General features: G+C 76.1%; 17 protein-coding genes. 13 read left to right on the top strand and 4 right to left on the bottom strand.

The features are described from left to right. The first annotated feature begins 8 nt into the window (after positions 1–8). Genes ccoG through K1J50_RS06315 form a run of 5 tightly spaced genes read left to right on the top strand, consistent with a single transcriptional unit; the run spans position 9 to position 4738 of the window. Positions 9–1526 (top strand): cytochrome c oxidase accessory protein CcoG, encoded by a 1518-nt coding sequence (ccoG, locus tag K1J50_RS06335; protein ID WP_255574991.1) that lies wholly within the window; start codon positions 9–11, stop codon positions 1524–1526. Beyond that, entirely contained in the window at positions 1523–2005 is a 483-nt protein-coding gene (locus K1J50_RS06330; RefSeq protein WP_255574990.1) for a FixH family protein, read from the top strand. The genes ccoG and K1J50_RS06330 overlap by 4 nt, the downstream gene beginning before the upstream one ends. After that, positions 2002–4386 carry a heavy metal translocating P-type ATPase gene (locus K1J50_RS06325; protein WP_255574989.1) on the top strand — a complete coding sequence of 795 codons (2385 nt, stop codon included), beginning with the start codon at positions 2002–2004 and terminating at the stop codon, positions 4384–4386. Before K1J50_RS06330 ends, K1J50_RS06325 begins: the two co-directional genes overlap by 4 nt. Continuing rightward, positions 4374–4544, top strand: a complete 171-nt coding sequence (gene ccoS / locus K1J50_RS06320; protein WP_220116814.1) for a cbb3-type cytochrome oxidase assembly protein CcoS — start codon at positions 4374–4376, stop codon at positions 4542–4544. The genes K1J50_RS06325 and ccoS overlap by 13 nt, the downstream gene beginning before the upstream one ends. Then, complete coding sequence (locus K1J50_RS06315; RefSeq protein ID WP_220116813.1) at positions 4541–4738, top strand: hypothetical protein; 198 nt, start codon at positions 4541–4543, stop codon at positions 4736–4738. Before ccoS ends, K1J50_RS06315 begins: the two co-directional genes overlap by 4 nt. Positions 4739–4774: 36 nt before the next feature. Here K1J50_RS06315 and K1J50_RS06310 read toward each other — a convergent pair whose 3' ends face one another. Further along, complete coding sequence (locus tag K1J50_RS06310; protein ID WP_220116812.1) at positions 4775–5302, bottom strand: Lrp/AsnC family transcriptional regulator; 528 nt, start codon at positions 5300–5302, stop codon at positions 4775–4777. Between the two features lie 111 nt (positions 5303–5413). Here K1J50_RS06310 and K1J50_RS06305 point away from each other — a divergent pair, with 111 nt between their 5' ends. The 6 genes from K1J50_RS06305 to K1J50_RS06280 all read left to right on the top strand — a co-directional run bounded on the left by K1J50_RS06305 (position 5414) and on the right by K1J50_RS06280 (position 13946). Next, positions 5414–8893, top strand: coding sequence for an indolepyruvate ferredoxin oxidoreductase family protein (locus K1J50_RS06305; protein ID WP_220116810.1), 3480 nt, complete (start codon positions 5414–5416; stop codon positions 8891–8893). A gap of 117 nt (positions 8894–9010) precedes the next feature. Next, entirely contained in the window at positions 9011–10174 is a 1164-nt protein-coding gene (locus K1J50_RS06300; RefSeq protein ID WP_220116808.1) for an acyl-CoA dehydrogenase family protein, read from the top strand. 64 nt (positions 10175–10238) lie between these two features. After that, the gene (gene maiA / locus K1J50_RS06295) at positions 10239–10874 is read left to right on the top strand and encodes a maleylacetoacetate isomerase (protein ID WP_220116806.1); all 636 of its coding nucleotides are present in this window, start codon (positions 10239–10241) and stop codon (positions 10872–10874) included. A 70-nt stretch (positions 10875–10944) separates the two neighbouring features. Continuing rightward, a complete protein-coding gene (locus tag K1J50_RS06290; RefSeq protein WP_220116805.1) occupies positions 10945–11304 on the top strand; it encodes a hypothetical protein in 360 nt (119 codons plus the stop codon). A gap of 107 nt (positions 11305–11411) precedes the next feature. Continuing rightward, the gene (locus K1J50_RS06285; RefSeq protein ID WP_220116800.1) at positions 11412–12830 is read left to right on the top strand and encodes a M20 family metallopeptidase; all 1419 of its coding nucleotides are present in this window, start codon (positions 11412–11414) and stop codon (positions 12828–12830) included. 123 nt (positions 12831–12953) lie between these two features. Further along, the gene (locus K1J50_RS06280) at positions 12954–13946 is read left to right on the top strand and encodes a Bug family tripartite tricarboxylate transporter substrate binding protein (RefSeq protein ID WP_220116798.1); all 993 of its coding nucleotides are present in this window, start codon (positions 12954–12956) and stop codon (positions 13944–13946) included. Positions 13947–13958: 12 nt separating this feature from the next. On the opposite strand, the gene K1J50_RS06275 is transcribed toward K1J50_RS06280, so the two are convergent. Further along, a complete protein-coding gene (locus K1J50_RS06275; protein WP_220116796.1) occupies positions 13959–14696 on the bottom strand; it encodes an urease accessory protein UreH domain-containing protein in 738 nt (245 codons plus the stop codon). Positions 14697–15207: 511 nt separating this feature from the next. On the opposite strand from K1J50_RS06275, the gene pdxA reads away from it, so the two are divergent. Further along, the gene (gene pdxA, locus K1J50_RS06270) at positions 15208–16197 is read left to right on the top strand and encodes a 4-hydroxythreonine-4-phosphate dehydrogenase PdxA (RefSeq protein ID WP_220116794.1); all 990 of its coding nucleotides are present in this window, start codon (positions 15208–15210) and stop codon (positions 16195–16197) included. Further along, the gene (locus K1J50_RS06265) at positions 16194–16934 is read left to right on the top strand and encodes a pyridoxine 5'-phosphate synthase (RefSeq protein ID WP_220116793.1); all 741 of its coding nucleotides are present in this window, start codon (positions 16194–16196) and stop codon (positions 16932–16934) included. The genes pdxA and K1J50_RS06265 overlap by 4 nt, the downstream gene beginning before the upstream one ends. Positions 16935–17257: 323 nt before the next feature. On the opposite strand, the gene K1J50_RS06260 is transcribed toward K1J50_RS06265, so the two are convergent. Continuing rightward, positions 17258–18571, bottom strand: coding sequence for an SPOR domain-containing protein (locus tag K1J50_RS06260; RefSeq protein ID WP_220116792.1), 1314 nt, complete (start codon positions 18569–18571; stop codon positions 17258–17260). 44 nt (positions 18572–18615) lie between these two features. Then, a complete protein-coding gene (locus K1J50_RS19545; RefSeq protein ID WP_220116791.1) occupies positions 18616–19599 on the bottom strand; it encodes a type II secretion system F family protein in 984 nt (327 codons plus the stop codon). Positions 19600–19601 lie beyond the last annotated feature (2 nt).

The following is a 19601-nucleotide window of genomic DNA, read 5'->3' as shown; positions in this document are numbered from 1 at the left end:
CGGCAGGCATGTCCGAGATGAAGGCGCCGGAGCGGCTGCAGGCACGGCCGGCGGCGGCGAGCCCGGCGCCGGCGGCGGACCTGCCGCTCTACGCCGACCGCCAGAAGGTCTACCCGAAGGCCGTGCGCGGCCCGGTCCGGCGGGTCAAGTGGGCGGTGCTCGCGCTCTGCCTCGGCCTCTACTACGTCGTGCCCTGGCTGCGCTGGGACCGCGGGCCCGGCGTCCCGGACCAGGCGGTGCTGGTGGACATCGCCAATGCCCGCCTGTTCTTCCTCTGGATCGAGCTCTGGCCGCAGGAGATCTACTTCCTCGCCGGCGCGCTGATCCTCGGCGCGATCGCTCTGTTCGCCGTCTCCTCGCTGTTCGGGCGGCTGTGGTGCGGCTTCACCTGCCCGCAGACCGTCTGGACCGACCTCTTCATGTGGGTCGAGCGGCTGATCGAGGGCGACCGGGTGGAGCGCATGCGCCTCGACAAGGCGCCCTGGACGGCGGCGAAGTGGGCGAGGAAGACCGCCAAGCACGCCGCCTGGCTCGCCATCGCCGCGGCCACCGGCGGCGCCTGGATCATGTACTTCAACGACGCGCCGACGGTGACGCGGGAGATCCTGACCGGCACCGCGTCGGCCCGCGTCTACTTCTTCTTCGGCCTGTTCACCACCACCACCTACGTCCTCGCCGGCTGGGCGCGCGAGCAGGTCTGCACCTACATGTGCCCCTGGCCGCGCTTCCAGGCGGCGATGCTCGACGAGCACTCGCTCGTCGTCTCCTACCGCGCCTGGCGCGGCGAGCCGCGCGGCAAGGCGAAGGCGCAGGGCGTGGGCGACTGCGTGGACTGCCTCGCCTGCGTGCAGGTCTGCCCCACCGGCATAGACATCCGCGACGGCCAGCAGCTCGAATGCATCGGCTGCGGCCTGTGCATCGACGCCTGCGACCAGATCATGGAGCGGCTCGGCCGGCCGAAGGGGCTGATCGCCTTCGAGACGCTCAGCAACCTCGCCGCCAGCGAGGCCGCCGTCGCCGGCCTGCCGCCGGGGCCGGAGCGCTACGCCCGCGGCATGGCGGCACGCAGGCCTCCCCGCTTCATCCGCCCGCGCACCCTGGTCTATGCGGGCATGCTCTCCGTCGTCAGCCTGGCCATGCTCGCCGCCTTCCTGCTGCGCGAGACGCTGGGCATGACGGTGATCCACGACCGCGCCCCGACCTTCGTGCGGCTCTCGGACGGCGGCGTGCGCAACGGCTACACCGTGAAGATCGCCAACAAGACGCGCGAGACGCCGATGCTCGCGCTCGCGCTCGAGGGGCCGGCCGGGCTGCGCCTCGCGGTGCCGGACGCCGCCGGGAGCGACGCGGCGGGGCGCCCGCTGCTCGCGGCGCGGCCGGACGGGCTCGCGCAGTACCGCGTCTTCGTCACCGCCCCGCCCGCCCTGCGGCTCGCGGAATCGACCCCGATCGCCTTCCGCCTGCTCGATCCGCGCGGCCGCGCCGTGGCGCGCGAGGAGAGCGTGTTCCTCGGGCCGAAGCCATGACCCCCTCCGCTTCCCCGGATCCCCGCCGCTCCGCCTGGATCCCGTGGGCGTTCGCCTGCGGGATGCTCGCGGTGGTCCTGGCCAATGCGGTGCTGATCTACGCCGCTCTCGCCACCTTCCCGGGCGTCACCGTCGAGCGCGCCTACGAGCGCGGGCGCGGCTACAACCAGGTGCTGGCCGAGGCGGCGCGGCAGGACGCGCTCGGCTGGCGCGCCGAGCTGGCGCTGGGGGAAGACCGCCGGCTCACCCTGCTCGCCTTCGACCGCGCGGGCCGGCCGCTCGAGGCGCAGGTGGCGAGCCTGCTGGAGCGCCCGCTCGAGGGCACGGAGCTGCCGCTCGCCTTCGCCGCCGCCGGCCCGGGCCGCTGGGTCGCCGCGGTGCCCGGCGAGGCGCGCGCGGGGCAATGGGACGCGCGCCTGACCCTCACCGGGCAGGCCGGGGAGCGCCTCGAGCTGCGCCGGCGGATCTTCCTGCCATGAGCATGCTCGGCCGCATCGCGCCGGCGCCGGCGGCGAGCCTCTCCGCGGCGGCCTGCGCGCACTGCGGCGCGCCGCTCGCGGCGGGTCAGGCGCGGTTCTGCTGCGCCGGCTGCGAGGGCGCGCACGCCCTGGTCGCCGGACTCGGCCTCGACGCCTTCTATCGCCGGCGCGACGCCGCCGCCTCCTGCGGCGCGCTGCGCCCGGCCGCGGAGCCGCCCGCCACCGACTTCGCCCCGCTCGCGCGCGCCGGGCGCGACGGCAGCCACAGCCTGGAGCTGATGGTCGCCGGTCTCACCTGCGGCGCCTGCGTCTGGCTCGTCGAGCAGGCGCTCGCCGCCGAGCCCGAGGTGCTGCGCGCCCGCGCCAGCCTCTCGGCGCGGCGGCTCACCGTCGCCTGGCGCGGCCCGGCGGAGCGCGCCAACGACTACGCCGCGCTCCTCGCGCGCCTCGGCTTCCGCGTCGCGCCCTGGTCGCCCGCCTGCCTGCGCGCGACCGAGGACGAGGAGGGCCGCGCCCTGGTCCGCGCCCTCGGCGTCGCCGCCTTCGGCGCGATGAACGTGATGCTGGTCTCGGTCGCCGTCTGGGTCGGCTGGGACATGGGGGAGGCGACCCGCGCCGCGATGCACTGGCTCGCCGCGCTGATCGGCCTGCCGGTGATCGCGGTCGCCGGCCTGCCCTTCTACCGCTCCGCCGCGGCCGCGCTGCGCGCGGGGCGGGCGAACATGGACCTCGCGATCTCGATCGGCGTGCTCGCCACCGCGGCGATGAGCCTGTCCGAGGCGATCCGCAACGGCCCCTACACCTGGTTCGACGGCGCCACCGCCCTGCTCGCGCTGCTGCTCGCCGGCCGGGTGCTCGACCGCGCGGCGCGGCGCAAGGCGCGCCAGGCGGTGGCCGAGCTGCTCGCGCTGCAGGAGGGCGGCGTGACGCTGCTCGGCGAGGACGGCGCCGCGCGCACCGTGCCGGTCGAGCGGGTCCGCCCCGGCGACCGCCTGCTGGTCGCTTCCGGCGAGCGGCTGCGCCTCGACGGCACGCTGGAGGGCGGCGCGGAGGAGGCGCTGCTCGACACCAGCGCCATCACGGGCGAGAGCCTGCCGCGCCGCTTCGCGCCCGGCGCCGCGCTGCCGGCCGGCGCGGTGAACATGGGCGCGCCGTTCCGCCTGCGCGTCACGGCGGCGGCGGCGGACGGCTCGCTCGCCGCCATGGCGCGGCTGCTCGAGCGCGCCGAGCAGGCGAAGAGCCGCTTCGTCTCGGTCGCCGACCGCGCGGCGCGGCTCTACGTGCCGGTCGCGCTCGGCGTCGCGCTCGGCACCTTCCTCGGCTGGTGGGGCGGCGTCGGCGTTCCCTGGCAGGAGGCGCTGGTGCCGGCGGTGGCGGCGCTGATCATCACCTGCCCCTGCGCGCTTGCCATCGCCGTGCCGGCGGTGCAGGTGGTCGCGGTCGGGGCGCTGTTCCGGCGCGGCATCCTCGTCGCCTCGCCGACCGCGCTGGAGCGGCTCGCCACCGCCGACCACGCCGTGCTCGACAAGACCGGCACGCTGACCGAAGGCCGCCCGGTGCTGCTGCCCGATCCGGCGCGCGATCCCGCCAGCCTGCGCGCGGCCGCCGCCCTCGCCCACGCCTCGCGCCACCCGCTCGCCCGCGCCCTGGTCCAGGCCTGCCCCGACGCCCCCGCGGCCGAGGGCGTGCGCGAGATCCCCGGCGCCGGCCTCGCGCGCGGCGCCGAGCGCCTCGGCAGCGCCGCCTTCTGCGGCGTCGCGGGGGCGCCGGAGGAGGGCATGGCGCTCTACTACCGCGCCGGCAGCGACGCGCCCGCCGTCGCCTTCCGCTTCGCCGACCGCGTGCGGGAGGACGCGCCCGCGGCGGTCGCCGCGCTGCACCGACTCGGCCTCTCGACCGAGCTGCTCTCGGGCGACGGCGGGAAGGCGGTCGCGCGCGTGGCCCGCGCCTGCGGGGTCGGCGCATGGACCGCCCACGCCACGCCGCAGGCCAAGGCGGCGCGGATCGAGGCGCTGCGCGCCGAAGGGCGGCGCCCGCTGATGGTGGGCGACGGCATCAACGACGCCGCCGCCCTCGCCCTCGCCCATGTCTCCGCGAGCCCCGGCGACGGCACCGACCTCGCCCAGACCGCCTCCGACCTGGTGCTGCGCGGCGAGGGGCTGGCGGCGCTGCCGGCGGCGATCGCGACCGCCCGCCGGGCGCAGCGCATCGCCCGCCAGAACATCGCCTTCAGCCTGGCCTACAACGTCGTCGCGGTGCCGGCGGCGGTGGCGGGGCTCGCCACCCCGCTGATCGCGGCGGCGGTGATGGCCTCCTCCTCGCTGGCCGTGATCCTCAACGCGCTGCGCGCCGGAAGGGAGCCGCCGCCATGGACGCGCTGATCCTGCTCGTGCCGCTCGCGCTGTTCCTCGGCCTGCTCGGCCTGCTGTTCTTCCTCTGGACGCTGCGCGCGCGCCAGTACGATGACCTCGACGGCGCCGCCAGCCGCATCCTGTTCGACGACGAGACCCGCCGCGATCCACGGAGCCCCGCGCGATGATGACCGGAACCAACCTCTTCTTCCTCGCCTTCTCGGTGCTGATCGCCCTGGTCGGGCTGTTCGCCGCCGCGGCGGCGCGCCAGGACGGCATGTCCCTCTTCGGCCTCGGCCTGTTCGCCTTCGGCGTGCTGTTCGCCTACGGCATCGTCAAGCGCGTCTTCGACGCCGCGGAGGCCGCGCGCGGCAGGCGGTGAGCGCCTGGCGGGCGCCGCCGCGGCGGCCGCGCCCGCTCAGGGCACCGGCGAGACGCTGAGCTTGAGGCAGCGCAGCGCGAAGCTGGTGCGGGTGTGGCGCACCCCCGGCAGGCGGTAGAGCTTCTCGCGCAGCAGCGCCTCGTAGCCCTGGGTGCCGCCGACCGCGGCCTTGATCACGTAGTCGTATTCGCCGGTGACGAGGTAGCATTCCAGCACCTCGGGGATCGCGGCGACGCTCTCCTCGAAGCGGCGCAGGATCTCCTGGTCGTGCCGCTCCAGCATGACCTCGATGAACACCGTGTCGGGCAGGCCGAGCGCGGCCTGGTCGAGGACCGCGACATAGCCCTTGATGACCCCGGCCTGCTCCAGCCGCCGCACCCGGGTCCAGCAGGGGGAGGGGGAGAGCCCCACCTCCTCGGCCAGTTCCGCATTCGTCAGCCTTGCGCGCCGAGCCAGGGCGCGCAGGATGCGCCGGTCAATCGGATCGAGGCGCGGCCGGTCGGGTCGCGCCGGGCCGGAGCGCTCCCGCTCCGGCCGGGGCGCATCCACGCGGTGAGGGTCCATGGCAGAAGCGTCTTCCGTCCTTTCGGCGCTGCACAACAGAATTCGAAAGAAACCTCTGGCGGCGCAACCCTATTCTTCCCATATCGGGCCACGGGCCCGGGAGGTGGAAGGATGGGCACCATCCAGCGACCCGAGGCGCGGCTCGAGGACCGCTACACGCGGCGCGGCGACCTCGTGCTGCTGACCGGCATCCAGGCGCTGGTGCGCCTGCCGCTGCTGCGCCGCGAGATGGACGCGGCGCTGGGCTGGAACACGGCGGGCTTCATCTCGGGCTACCGCGGCTCGCCGCTCGGCGGCCTCGACCGCGAGCTGGAGCGGCAGGCGGAGCGGCTGAAGGCCGCGAACATCGTCTTCCGGCCGGGGCTGAACGAGGACCTGGCCGCGACCGCGGTCTGGGGCTCGCAGCAGGCCGGGCTCTACCCCGGCACCGCGAAGTTCGATGGCGTGTTCGGCATCTGGTACGGCAAGGGGCCGGGGGTGGACCGCAGCGGCGACGCGCTGCGCCATGCCAATTCCGCCGGCACCGCGCCGAAGGGCGGCGTGCTCGCGCTCGCCGGGGACGACCCCTCGGCCAAGTCCTCGACCATCACCTCGGGCTGCGAGCACACCTTCGTGGACCTCGAGATCCCGGTGCTCGACCCGTCCGACGTCGCCGACGTGCTGGAATTCGGCCTCAAGGGCATCGCGCTCAGCCGCTTCGCCGGCCTCTGGGTCGGGCTGAAGTGCGTCGCCGACACGATGGACGGCACCGCCTCCGTCACCGTGGACCCGGCGCGCTACGCGACGGTGGAGCCCCCGGGCCTCGCGCCCTCGCCGGACGGGCTGCACATCCGCCTCCGCGACCACTGGATCGCGCAGGAGCGGCGGCTGCGCGAGTTCAAGCTGCCGCACGCCGTGGCCTTCGCCCGCGCCAACGGCCTCAACCGCGTGGTGCTGGACAGCCCCGTGGCGCGCTACGGCATCGCCGCGCGCGGCAAGGCCTACGCGACGCTGCGCCAGGCGCTGCTCGACTGCGGCATCACCGACGAGGTGGCGCGCGCGCATGGCCTGCGCCTCTGGAAGGTCGGCCTCGCCTGGCCGCTCGACGCCGAGGCGGCGCGCGAATTCGCCCGCGGCCTCGAGGAGATCCTGGTGGTCGAGGACCGCCGCGCCCTGCTCGAGCCGCAGCTCCGCGACGCGCTCTACCACGCGGACCCGCGCCCGCGCGTGGTCGGCAAGAGGGACGAGGACGGCCGGCCGCTGCTCTCCGAGCTGACCGAGCTCGAGGCCGGGCAGATCGTGCGCGCCCTCTCCGCCCGCCTGCCGGAGCCCTTCCGCACCGAGCGCATGCGCGCGCGCCTCGCCGAGCTCGACGCGCTCGCCGCGGCGCAGCCCGATCCGCGCCACCTGCGCGCCCCCTATTTCTGCCCCGGCTGCCCGCACAACACCTCGACGCGCGTGCCGGAGGGGAGCCACGCGCTCGCCGGCATCGGCTGCCACTTCCTCGCCGTGACGATGGACCGGCAGACCGACCTCTTCACCCACATGGGCGCGGAGGGGTCGAACTGGATCGGCATGGCGCCCTTCGTCACCGAGAAACACGTCTTCGCCAACCTCGGCGACGGCACCTACGCGCACTCCGGCATCCTCGCGATCCGCGCCGCGGTCGCCGCCGGGGCCAACATCACCTACAAGATCCTGGTCAACAGCGCAGTGGCGATGACCGGGGGCCAGCGCCCGGACGCCGAGACGACGGTGCCGCGCATCGCCGCCCAGCTCCGCGCCGAGGGCGTCGAGCGCATCGAGATCGTCTCCGACGACCCGGACCGCCACAGGGGCGACCCGCTGATCCCGCCCGGCGTCGGCTTCCACCACCGCTCGCGGCTGGATGCGGTGCAGCGCGCGCTGCGCGAGGTGCCGGGCGTCACCGCCCTGATCTACGACCAGGAATGCGCCACCGAGCGCCGGCGCAAGCGCAAGCGCGACCTGGCGCCGCAGGCGCAGAAGCGCGTCGCCATCAACCCGCGCGTCTGCGAGGACTGCGGCGAGTGCTCGCGCGTCTCCAACTGCCTCGCGGTCGAGCCGCTGGAGACCGCGTTCGGCCGCAAGCGCCGGATCGACCAGAGCAACTGCAACCAGGACTACTCCTGCCTCGAGGGCTTCTGCCCCTCCTTCATCACGCTGATCGGCGCCACCCCGGCGAAGCCGGAGACGCAGGCGACCGCCGGCGGCCCGGTCGCGGCGATGCCGGAGCCGCAGCGGCCGGAGCCGGCGAAGGGCGACGCCTGGAACATCCTGCTCGCCGGCGTCGGCGGGCAGGGCGTGCTCTCGCTCTCGGCCATCCTCTCCATGGCGGCGCATCTCGAAGGCCGGCCGATCCGGGCGATGGACCAGCTCGGCCTGGCGCAGAAGGGCGGCGGCGTGTTCGGCCAGCTCCGCATCGGCCGGGCCGGCGCGGCGCCGGAGTCGATCCGCGGCCCGCGCATCGGGCTCGGCCAGGCGGACCTGCTGCTCGCCGCCGACATGGTGGTGGCGCACGGCCGCAGCGCGCGGCCGATGCTCGGCCCCGCGCGCACCGTCGCGGTGGTGAACGCCGACCTCGCGCCGACGGCGGAGTTCGTGCGCGACACGGGCACGCGCTACGACCGCGCGGGCATGGTCGCGAACCTGCGCGCCGCCTGCCGCGAGATGGCGCTGATCCCGGCGGCGAGCCGCGTCGTCGCCGAGATGGGCGATGCGATCTACCTCAACGTCTTCCTGCTCGGCGTCGCCTACCAGCGCGGCCTGATCCCCGTCTCGGCCGAGGCGATCCTCAAGGCGATCGCGCTCAACGGCGCGGCGGTCGAGCGCAACCAGGAGGCGTTCCGGCGCGGCCGCGCCGCCGCCTGGGACGAGGCGGCCGTCACGCCGCCGACGCCGGAGAGCGAGACGCTGGACGCGCTGATCGCGCGCCGCGTGGCGGACCTCACCGCCTACCAGAACGCGGCCTATGCCCGCCGCTACGCCGACTTCGTCGCCAGGGTGCGCGCCGCCGAAGGGGCGCGGGTCGGCGTCGGCGAGGAGCGGCTCGCGCGCGCCGTCGCGGTCCAGCTCCACCGCCTGATGGCCTACAAGGACGAGTACGAGGTGGCGCGGCTGCACGCCGACCCGGCTTGGCAGGCGGAACTCGCCCGCGGCTTCACCGGGACGCGGCGGATCGAGCTGCACCTGGCCCCGCCGCTGCTGGCGCGGCGCGACCCGGAAACCGGCCTGCCGCGCAAGCGGGCGTTCGGCCCCTGGATGCTGCGCGCCATGGGCTGGCTGCGGCACGGCAAGGTGCTGCGCGGCACCTGGCTCGACCCCTTCGGCCGCACCGCGGAGCGGCGCACCGAGCGGGCGCTGATCGAGGAATACCGCGCCGGCATCGAGCGGCTGCTGCCGCGCCTCTCGCCTGCGACGCACGCGACGATCTGCGCCTGGGCCGAGGCGGCGGCGGACATCAGGGGCTTCGGGCACGTCAAGGCGGCGAACATCGCCCGGGCGCGCGCGCGCATGGCGGCGATCGCGGCCTCGCTGGACGCCCCGGCGCCGCAGGCCGCGCCGGCGCCCGCCGAGGCGGTGGCCGCGGAATAGCGGCGGCCGGCCGCCCGGGCCGGGCGCCGCGCCCCGCCCTCGCGCGGCGGCTGCGCGCGCACGGCCCTGGACGCGCGGCCGCCGCCGGCCGATACCGGCGCCCGGGAGACCCAAGCGATGCCGCCCGACACCAGCGCCAGCTTCGACCTGCCCGAGAGCACCCGCGCGCTGCGCGAGACCGCGCTCGCCTTCGCCCGCGAGGTGCTCGCCCCCAGGGCGCAGGAATGGGACGAGCGCAAGCACTTCCCCCTCGCCGAACTGCGCCAGGCGGCCGGGCTCGGCATGGCCGCGCTCTACGTGCGCGAGGAGTCGGGCGGCGCCGGCCTGACGCGCCTCGACGCCGCGGTGGTGTTCGAGGCGCTGGCGCAGGGCTGCCCGACCGTCAGCGCCTTCCTCTCGATCCACAACATGGTCGCCTGGATGATCGACCGCTTCGGCACCGAGGCGCAGCGCGCGCGCTGGCTGCCGAGGCTCGTCACCATGGAGGCGATCGCCGCCTACTGCCTGACCGAGCCGGGCGCGGGCTCCGACGCCGCGGCGCTCTCCACCCGCGCGGCGCGCGAGGGCGGGCACTACGTGCTGAACGGCGCCAAGCAGTTCATCTCCGGCGCCGGCGCCGCCGACCTCTACGCTGTCATGGCGCGCACCGGCGGCCCCGGGCCGGACGGCATCTCCTGCCTGCTGGTGCCGAAGGAGACGCCCGGCCTCTCCTTCGGCGCGCCGGAGAAAAAGATGGGCTGGAACGCCCAGCCGACGCGCCAGGTGGTCTTCCAGGACGCGCGGCTGCCGGCGGAGGGGGCGGTGCTCGGCGAGGAGGGCCGCGGCTTCCGCATCGCCATGGCCGGGCTCGACGGCGGGCGGCTGAACATCGCCGCCTGCTCGCTCGGCGGCGCCCAGGACGCGCTCGACCGCGCGCTGGCCTATGTGCAGGAGCGCCGCGCCTTCGGCCGCGCCGTCGCCGACTTCCAGGCGACGCAGTTCCGCCTCGCCGACATGGCGACCGAGCTGGAGGCGGCGCGCAGCCTGCTCTGGCGCGCCTGCGCCCGGCTCGATTCGGGGGCCCCGGACGCGACCGCCTACTGCGCCATGGCCAAGCGCTTCGCCACCGACGTCGGCTGGCGTGTGGCCGACGAGGCTCTGCAACTCCTGGGCGGCTATGGCTACCTGGCCGATTATCGGATCGAGAAGACGGTTCGCGACCTGCGTGTCCATCGCATCTTAGAAGGCACGAACGAGATCATGCGGGTGATCATCACACGCCACATGCTGGGCCGGCGTTGACGGCGCATCGCCGTGCGCGCGTAATCGCCGCCGCTGCACGAAAGCGGAGCATGGAGAACGCGCGATGCGACTGCACGGCTACTACCGCTCCACCGCCGCCTGGCGGGTCCGCATCGCGCTGGCGCTGAAGGGGCTCTCCGCCGAGCCGGCCACGGTCCATCTCCGCCGCGGCGAGCAGCGCTCCGAGGCGTTCCTGCGCCTCAATCCCCAGGGCCTGGTGCCGGCGCTCGAGCTCGACGACGGCAGCGTGCTCACCCAGTCGCTGGCGATCTGCGAATACCTCGAGGAGACCCATCCCGATCCGCCGCTGCTGCCGCGCGACCCGGTGGGGCGTGCGCGGGTGCGCGCCTTCGCCCTGGCGATCGCCGCGGACATCCATCCGCTGCAGAACCTCAGGGTGCTGAACCGCCTGCGCGCGCTCGGCCACGGCGAGGAGCAGGTGAACGCCTGGGCGCGCGCGGTGATCGCCGAGGGCCTCGCCGCCTGCCAGGCGCTGCTGCAGGGCGAGCGCACCGGCCCGTTCTGCTTCGGCGACCGGCCCGGCCTCGCCGACATCTGCCTCGTGCCGCAGCTGTTCAACGCCCGACGCTTCGGAGTGGACCTCGCGCCCCTGCCGCGTCTGCTCGCGGCGGAGGCCGCCTGCCTCACCCTGCCCGCCTTCGCCGCGGCAGTGCCGGAGCGCCAGCCCGACTTCGAGTAGCGGCGGCCGAGCGGGGCGCAATCGCCGCTTGCATCCGGCGCCGCTTCCGGGTTTTCATCACGGCGCCGTGATGAAGGCCCGAATCCTCCTCGTCGCCCCTGCCCTGGCGCTGCTCCTCCCCGGCGCGACGGCCGCGCAGCAGCTCGGGACCGTGGTCGTGCCGGCGGAGGCGCAGGTCGTGATCGCGGCGCGCGGCGCGCCCCAGCCGCGCCTCGCGCCCCGTCCGGCGCCGGTCGCGCCGCCGGGCGGCATGCCGGGCGGACGGGCGCCCTCCTGGCTGTTCGAGCCCGCCTATGACGAGCTGACCTCCGGCATGACCACCGGCCAGGCGCTGCTGCCGTTCGCCGCGGCGGCCGCCCTGGCGGCGACGCTCGGCAACGGCGCCCCCGGACGCGGCGGGGGGACCACGGCGCCCGCGCGCACGCGGTGAGGACGCGCCGCCGCCGCGGGCCGAGGCGCGCGCGCCGCGCGGGCCTGGACGACCGCCGCCCGACTGGCCATCCTCCCCGCGCCACGGCGGAGGGGGCGAGGACCGAGATGGCGAGCCGCGAGGGCGCGATCGCGCGCGCCAGGCGCTTCTTCGACGGCGACGGCGCTCAGGGCTCCGGCTTCAGGGACCTGCTCGCCGGACTCGTCGCCATCCCCTCGACCGCGCAGGAGGAGGGGCGCGAGGCCGAGCTCCATCGCTACCTCGACGGCGCCATCCGCCCCTGGGTGGAGCGCCTCGGCTTCCGCGCGACGATCCACCCCAATCCGATCGAAGGCTTCGGCCCGATCCTGACCGCCGAGCGCCTCGAGGACCCGGCGCGCCCGACCGTCCTGCTCTACGGGCATGGCGACACGGTGCGTGGCCTCGACGACCAGTGGCGCGCAGGCCTGAGGCCATGGACGCTGGTCGAGGAGGGCGACCGCTGGTACGGCCGCGGCACCGCCGACAACAAGGGCCAGCACGCGCTGAACCTCGCCGCGCTCGAGGCGGTGCTGGCCGAGCGCGGCGGCAGGCTCGGCTGCAACGTCAAGATCGTGCTCGAGATGGCGGAGGAGCGCGGCTCCAGGGGCCTGCGCGAATTCGTCGCCGCGCACGCGAAGGAGCTGGCCGCCGACGTGCTCATCGCCTCCGACGGCCCGCGCGTCGAGCCCGAGGTGCCGACCATCGCCACCGGCACCCGCGGCAGCTTCCACTTCGACCTGGTCGTCAAGCTACGCGAGGGCGGCGTCCATTCCGGCCACTGGGGCGGCCTGACCACCGACCCCGCGATCGTGCTCGCGCACGCGCTCGGCTGCCTCATGGACCGCCACGGGCGGATCCTGGTGCGCGGCTGGCTGCCCGCGGGCGGCGTGCCGCCGGCGGTGAAGGCGGTGCTGAAGGGCTGCCCGGTCGGCGGCGGCGGCGAGGCGGCGACCATTGATCCCGGCTGGGGTGAGCCGGGCCTGACGCCGGCCGAGAAGATCTACGGCTGGAACTCCTTCATCGTCCTCGCCATGGTCTCCGGCCGTCCGGAAAGCCCGGTCAACGCCGTGGCGCCCGAGGCGCGCGCGCACTGCCAGATCCGCTACACCGTGGACAGCGACCCGGCGGGCTTCGTCCCGGCGCTGCGCGCCCATCTCGACGCGCAGGGCTTCCCGATGGTGCGGATCGAGAACGCCGGCATCCGCATGGCGGCCAGCCGCACCGATCCCGACCACCCCTGGGTGCGCTGGGCGCAGGCGAGCATGCAGCGCACGCTCGGCAAGCGCGTGCAGATCATCCCCAACGCCTCGGGCGGGCTCCCGGGCGACGTGTTCGTCGAGCATCTCGGCGTGCCGCTGGTCTGGGTGCCGCACAGCTACAACGGCTGCAAGCAGCACGGCCCCGACGAGCACCTGCTGATCGCCCCGGCGCGCGAGGGCATCGCCGCCTTCGCCGGGCTGTGGTGGGACCTCGGCGAGGACGGCACGCCGCCGCGCCGCGGCTGAGGGCCGGACGGCGCCGCGGCCGACCGGCGCGGCGCCCCTTCCCTCCGGGCGGCGGCCGGTGCACCTCTTCCGCGACGCTCCGCAAGGGAGCCGCCTCGAGTCCAGGGAGGACGAGCCGCCGCCATGCGCCGCCGACAATTCATGCCGCTTGCCCTCGCCACGGGGGCGCTGCTCGCGTCGGGCCAGGGGGCCGGCGCCTTCCCCGACAAGCCGATCGTCCTCGTCACCGGCTATTCGCCGGGCGGCTCCACCGACATCCTCGCCCGCCTGCTGGCGGACCGGCTCGCCGCGCATATCGGCGGCGGCGCGCGCATCGTGGTGGAGAACCGGCCCGGCGCCGCCGGCACCATCGCCAGCGAATGGCTGCGCCGCCAGCCCGCGGACGGGCACGTCCTGATGGTGGCCGAGAGCGGCTCCCACGCCATCGCCCCCAATGCCCTGATCGGCGGCACGCGCTACCATCCGGTGACGGACTTCACCCATCTCGGCGTGCTCAGCACCGGGCCGCTGCTGCTCGTCGTCAACAACGCCTTCCCGGCCCGCACCGCGCCGGAGGCGATCGCCCACCTGCGCACCGCGCCGCCCGGCACGCTGAACTACGCCACCTCCGGCTTCGGCGGCGTGCTGCACCTGGCGACCGAGATGCTGGGGCAGGAGCTCGGCACGCGCTTCGTGCACGTGCCGTACCGCAGCGGCGGGCTGATGCTGCAGTCCATCCACACCGGCGAGACGCAGTTCGGCATCGCCGCCATCGCCTCCGCCTTCGCCATGGTGCGCGACGGCATGGTGCGCCCGATCGCCGTCACCGGCGCCGAGCGCTTCCCGCTCTACCCCGACATCCCGACCCTGATGGAGAGCGGCGTCCCCGGCTTCGACATCGGCGGCTGGTACGTGCTGCTCGGTCCCGCCGGCATGCCGGAGCCGATCGCGGAGACGATCAACAGCGCGCTCAACGCCGCCCTCGCCGAGGAGCCGCTGCGCGAGCGCATGCTCGGCTCCGGGCTCAACCCCTGGCGCGGGCCGAACGGCCTCGCCGAGGCGCGTGCCTTCATGGTGCGCGAGCTGGAGAAGCACCGCGTCATCGTCGAGCGGACCGGGGTGCGGCTGCAGCCGTGACAGGGCAGGGCGCTACGCCGCGGCCGCCAGCCGCGCCGCCAGCGCCGCCAGCACCACGCCGTTGAGCGCGAACAGCGCCGTGGCGGCCAGGCGCAGCGCCGCCCCCCCGCGCCGCCCGAACAGCCGGCCGAGCAGAGCGACGGCGGCGAGGGCCGGCACCGTGCCGAGCACGAAGGCCGCCATGCCCAGTGCGCCGCCCAGCGCGCTGCCGGCGGCCGCCGCCCCGGCCAGCGCGCCGTAGAGCAGCCCGCAGGGCAGCGCGGAGAGCAGGAGGCCAAGCGCGACGCCGCGCCATCCCGTCGGGGCGGCCAGCAGCGCCGCGATCCGCCGCTCGATTCCCGCCGGCAGGCGCGGCGCCGGCAGGCGCGGCCACCAGGCCGAAAGCCGCGCCGAGGCCTGGCCGAGCATCAGCAGCGCCGCGACCGCGAGCAGCGCGGCCAGCAGCAGGCGCAGCCCGCTCGCCTGCGTCGCCAGCCCGGCCGCCCCGCCCGCCAGCGCGCCGAGCGCGGCGTAGCCCAGCATCCGCCCCGCGTGGTAGGGGACCAGCGCCGCGCCCGCGAGCCGGCGCAGCATCCCGCCCGCGGCCGCGCGGTCCGCCGTCGCGGCAGCCTGGGCGAGCACGAAGGGCGCGCACATCCCGGCGCAATGCGTCAGGCCGCCCGCAAGCCCGGCAAGGAACAGCGCCCCGATCAGCGCCGGCACGCCGCCAGGGCCGAGCAGGGTCAGATCGTGCAGGCAGTCCGCGAGCATGGGCCCATCCCTACCCTGCCCCCCGCGTCGCGCCTTGCGGCGCATCAAGGCCGGGGTCCAGACCACGCCGCCGCCAGGGGCCGGCGCGCCCCCTGCCTCCGGTCGCGCCGCCGCCCGGGCCGATCGTTGACGGCGCGGGCACCGGCGGAGGCACGAGCCGGCATGAACGGTATCACGGCGGGGCCGTCACCGCGGGTCCAGGCGCGCGCCCGCGGCGTCCGGGCGCCGGGCGACGCCCTGTCCGAGGGCGGTCGCCCGGGGGCGGACGCGCCGGCGCCGTCGCGCTGGCCGCCGGGTCCGAGGAGCCGCTCGTGTCGGCGGCGGACCGCGGCGGGGCAAGGTGCTCGCTGCGGCCGGCCGGAGGAGGCGCCGGACAGGCACGCCTGCGCGGCGCCGCCTCGTCGCGGCCCGCGGAGCGGCGGTGCGCGCCGCGGCCGGCCTGCCCCTCCGCGGCGGCAGAGGCGGGCCGGCCGCTGGAGCGGAGGCGCGGCCTGCGCTAGACCCCGCCCCCATGCCGCCGCTTCCCCCCCTCGCGCTGACCATGGGCGAGCCCGCCGGGATCGGGGCCGAGATCGCCGCCGGCGCGTGGGCGGCGCTGCGCACGACCGGCCCGGCCTTCGTCTTCCTCGGCGACGCGACACAGATCGCCGGCGTGCCGGTCGTGCCGGTCGCTGCCGCCGAGCAGGCGCTCGCCGTCTTCCCCCATGCGCTGCCGGTGCTGCACCGCCCCCTCCCCGCTCCGGTCGTTCCCGGCCGGCCGGATCCCGCCAACGCGCCCGCGGTGATCGGCGCCATTGACGAGGCGGTGGCGCTCGCCAAGGCCGGCCGCGTCGCCGGCGTGGTGACCAACCCGATCCAGAAGGCGACGCTCTACGCCGCCGGGTTCCGCCATCCCGGCCACACCGAATATCTCGGCGAGATCGCCGGCACCCCCGGCGGCGGTCCGCCGGTGATGATGCTCGCCTGCGCGGAGCTGCGCACGGTGCCGGTCACCGGGCACGAGCCGCTCGCCCGCGCCATCGCCCGCCTGACCCCGGCGCTGATCGTCCGGCACGCCCTCGTCACCGCCGAGGCGCTGCGCCGCGACTTCGGCATCGCCGCGCCGCGCCTCGCGGTCGCCGGCCTGAACCCGCACGCGGGCGAGGACGGGACGCTCGGCACCGAGGACCGCGCCATCGTCGCCCCGGCCGTCGCCGCGTTGCAGGCCAAGGGGATCGCGGCGCGCGGCCCGCTGCCGCCCGACACGCTGTTCACGCCGCTCGCCCGCCCCACCTACGACGCGGCGATCTGCCTCTACCACGACCAGGCGCTGATCCCGGTCAAGACGCTCGACATGGCGGGCGGGGTGAACGTCACGCTCGGCCTCTCGATCGTGCGCACCAGCCCCGATCACGGCACCGCGCTCGACATCGCGGGCCAGGGGCGGGCCGACCCCTCCAGCCTGATCGCGGCGCTGCGCATGGCGGCCGCGATCGCGCGCCAGCGGAGTCTCGCGCCGTGACCGCCGCGCTTCCGCCCCTGCTGCTCTCGGTCAACGTGGATCACGTGGCCACGCTGCGGAACGCCCGCGGCGGCGCCTTTCCCGATCCGGTGGACGCCGCCCGTGCCGCGGTCGCGGCCGGCGCCGACGGCATCACCGTGCATCTGCGCGAGGACCGCCGCCACATCCGCGACCGCGACGTGGAGCGCCTCCGCGCCGAGATCCCGGCGCCGCTGAATCTCGAGATGGCGGCGACCGAGGAGATGGTCGGCATCGCCACCCGGCTGCGGCCGCCCGCCTGCTGCCTGGTGCCGGAAAGGCGGCAGGAGCTCACCACCGAAGGCGGCCTCGACGTGCTGCGCGCCGGCCCGGCGCTGGCCGAGGCGGTGAAGCGCCTCGCCGGCGCCGGCATCCGCGTCTCGATCTTCGTCGAGGCCGATCCGGCGCAGATCGAGGCGGCGGCGCGCATCGGCGCGGCCTGCGTCGAGCTGCACACCGGCCCCTACGCCGAGGCGCCGGTAGCGGAGCGCGCACCGCACCTCGCGCGGCTGCGTGCCGGCGCGGAGGCGGCGCGCGCCGCCGGCCTGCACTGCCACGCGGGCCACGGCCTCGGCTACGACAGCATCGGCGCGATCGCCGCCATCCCGCAGATCTCGGAAGTCAGCATCGGCCACTTCCTGATCGGGCAGAGCGTGTTCGAGGGCCTGCCGGCGGCGGTCCGCCGAATGAAGGCGCTGATCGCCGCAGCCCGGCGCTGACGCGGCCGCGAGCCGGCCGGCCTGCAGGGCGGGAGCGACGTCCGTCCCCCTCGCGTCCGCCCCCGGCGGGGGCGCACCGACGGCGAAGCCGCGCGCCGCCACCCGCCTTCCCCGGGACGCGCAGCGCCGGTCCTGCCCCGGCGTCCCGGGACGGCCAGCCCCGGCCAGGAGCGCAGCAACCGCGTGCGGTGCCCGGCGACGCCCTCGGGCCAGCGTGAGCGGGCGGCCCGGCGCGGGAGGGGGCAGGCCGGCGCATCCTGCGAGGCCCTGAGGCGCCTCGCGCGGCCCGGCCGGGCGAGACCGGCGCCCGCGCCGGCAGACGATCAGCCGCGCACCGGCAGGCAGGCGCGGCCGGCGGCGCGCAGGCGGGCGCAGAACTCCCGCGCTTCGGCGGGATCGGCGAAGCCCTCGGTCCGCAGCCGCCAGACTTCGCCGCCGCCCTCGCGCCCGATGCGGAGGATGACCGGCTGGCGCGATCCGAAGAGGTCGGGGAATTCGCGGCTCAGGCGCCGCCATTCCTCGCGCGCCGCCGCCTCCGTCGGCATCGAGGCGAGCTGGACCCGGGTCCGGGGCCCCTGCGGGGAAGACGGCGCCGCCAGGGCCTGCGCGTCGTCCGGAGCCGGTGCCACGGCGGCGTTCGGCGCCGCTTCGGGCCCGGCCGCCGCCGTCACCGGCGATCCGGCGTCGCCGGCCGCCGGCGCGGAGGCCGCGGGAAGCGCCGCCGCCGGCGATGCGGCGGGTCGCGGCGCCTCCGGGGACGGCGCGGCCGGCGCGGGGGCGGTGGCCGGCAGCACCCCGCCCGGATCGCCCCGCCCCGCACTCCCCCCACCGCCGGCCGGAGCGCGGCGGTCCTCCGGCACCCTGCCGATGGTGGCGGCGAGGCTGTCCAGGTCCTCGGCCGAGATCCGTCCGGCGAGCGTCGCCTGGGCGGCGCCGCGATCCCCCGCCGCGGCCTGGGCGATGCCCAGATTGGTCACGGCCCGGGCCGGCGCGCCCGCGCGTGCCGCGACGCTCGAGAGCACCGACACGGCCTCCGCCGGCCGGCCCTCGAGATAGAGCAGCGTGCCCAGGTTGTTGGCGGCCGCGATGTTGTCCGGGGCCGAGGCCAGCACGCCGCGGAACACCTCCTCGGCCTGCCGGGCGTAGCCGAGCTGGTAGAGGGCGACGCCGCGCCCGTTGAGTGCCGCCGTATTGGCGGGATCCCGGGCGAGGACGCGGTCGAACAGGCCGATCGCTTCCTGGGCCGCGCCGGTGGCGAGACGGAGCCGCCCGCGGGCCAGCAGGAGGGAGATGTCGTCCGGCCGGCGCTCCAGCGCGCGGCTCAGCACCAGGTCGGCCTGCTGCGGCTGGCCGACCCGCAGCAGCAGGCCGGCGTAGCGCGCCTGCACCTCGGTATCGTCCGGCGCGGCGGCGGCCGCGGCAGCGTACATCGAGAGCGCGATATCGAGCTGCCCCGACTCCTCCGCCGCGGCGGCGACGCGCAGCCGCGAGGCGGAGGCCGGATTGCGGAAGCCCTCCTCCGCGCTCCGCGGCAGGGCCGAGCAGGCGGTGGTGGCCAGCAGCGCCGCGACGGCAGCGAGCCGGAGTGCGGGGCGGGAGCGGAGCGGAGGGGTCTGCCGGAAATGCATGTCGCGCATGTGAAATCCGCTGCTGCGAGGCAGGCGGCGTGCCCGGGCGAGAGTCAGAACCGCCCGCCGAGATTGCCAAGGGTTTCCATGATGGTGAGGACGGAAGGCCCGACGAGCGCGATGAACAGGCTCGGCATGATGAACAGGATCAGCGGCAATACCAGAAGCGCGGGCAGGCGGATCGCCTTCTCCTCCATCTTGAGCATGCGCTCCTGGCGCATCTCCGCGGCGAGCACCCGCAGCGTCTGGCCGAGCGGCGTGCCGTAGCGCATGGTCTGGGCGAGCGTCGAGCCCAGCCGGCGGAAGCCCTCGATGCCGCTCCGCTCGGCGAAGCGCTCCAGCGCCTGGCGCCGGTCGGGCAGCATCCGCAGCTCGTTCAGGAGGATCGTGAATTCCAGCGCGATCGGCGTGTTGGTGCCTTGCATTTCGCGCGCCACGCGCTCGATCGCGGTTTCCATCCCGAGCCCGGCCTCGGCGCAGACCACGAGCAGGTCCAGCGCATCCGGCAGGCCGCGCTGCAGCTTCTTCTGGAAGGGGCGGCGCAGGAAACCGACGGCCCAATTCGGCCCGAAGATCCCGGCGACCAGCCCGGCCAGCGTCAGCAGGCCGGTCATGCGCAGGCTGTGGCCACTTTGCGAGGCGTAGAGATAGGCGGCGAGCGGGAAGACCACGAGCGTCACCGCCTTGATGCCGACGAAGGTCGGCACGGCCCGGCGGGGGTCGATCCCGAGCGCGGCGACCGCGCGCTCGAGCTGGGCCAGGTCCTTCTCCGAGATGAAGGAGGAGGCGCGCAGCGATTCGCCGAGCTTCTGGAACGGCGCGGCCAGGAGGTCGACGACGACGTTCGCCGCCGCCTGGGCCTGCGCGCCGCGGTCGGCCGGCCGCACCACGCTGCGCACGCGCGACGTGATGTCGCGGTCCTCCGCGGCGCGCGCCAGGAGGATCGCGGCGAGGCTTCCCAGCGCCAGCGCCGCCAGGCCGGCCGCGATCGCGAGCGCCAGGGTCTGCGGATCGAGCAGGGAGTGCGCGGCGCCCACGC

It is taken from the genome of Caldovatus aquaticus, from assembly GCF_019458025.1.
GTDB classification, from domain to species: Bacteria; Pseudomonadota; Alphaproteobacteria; order Acetobacterales; family Acetobacteraceae; genus Caldovatus; species Caldovatus aquaticus.
Note: the sequence above shows the minus strand (reverse complement) of the source record. Positions and strands in the feature narration are given on the sequence as shown.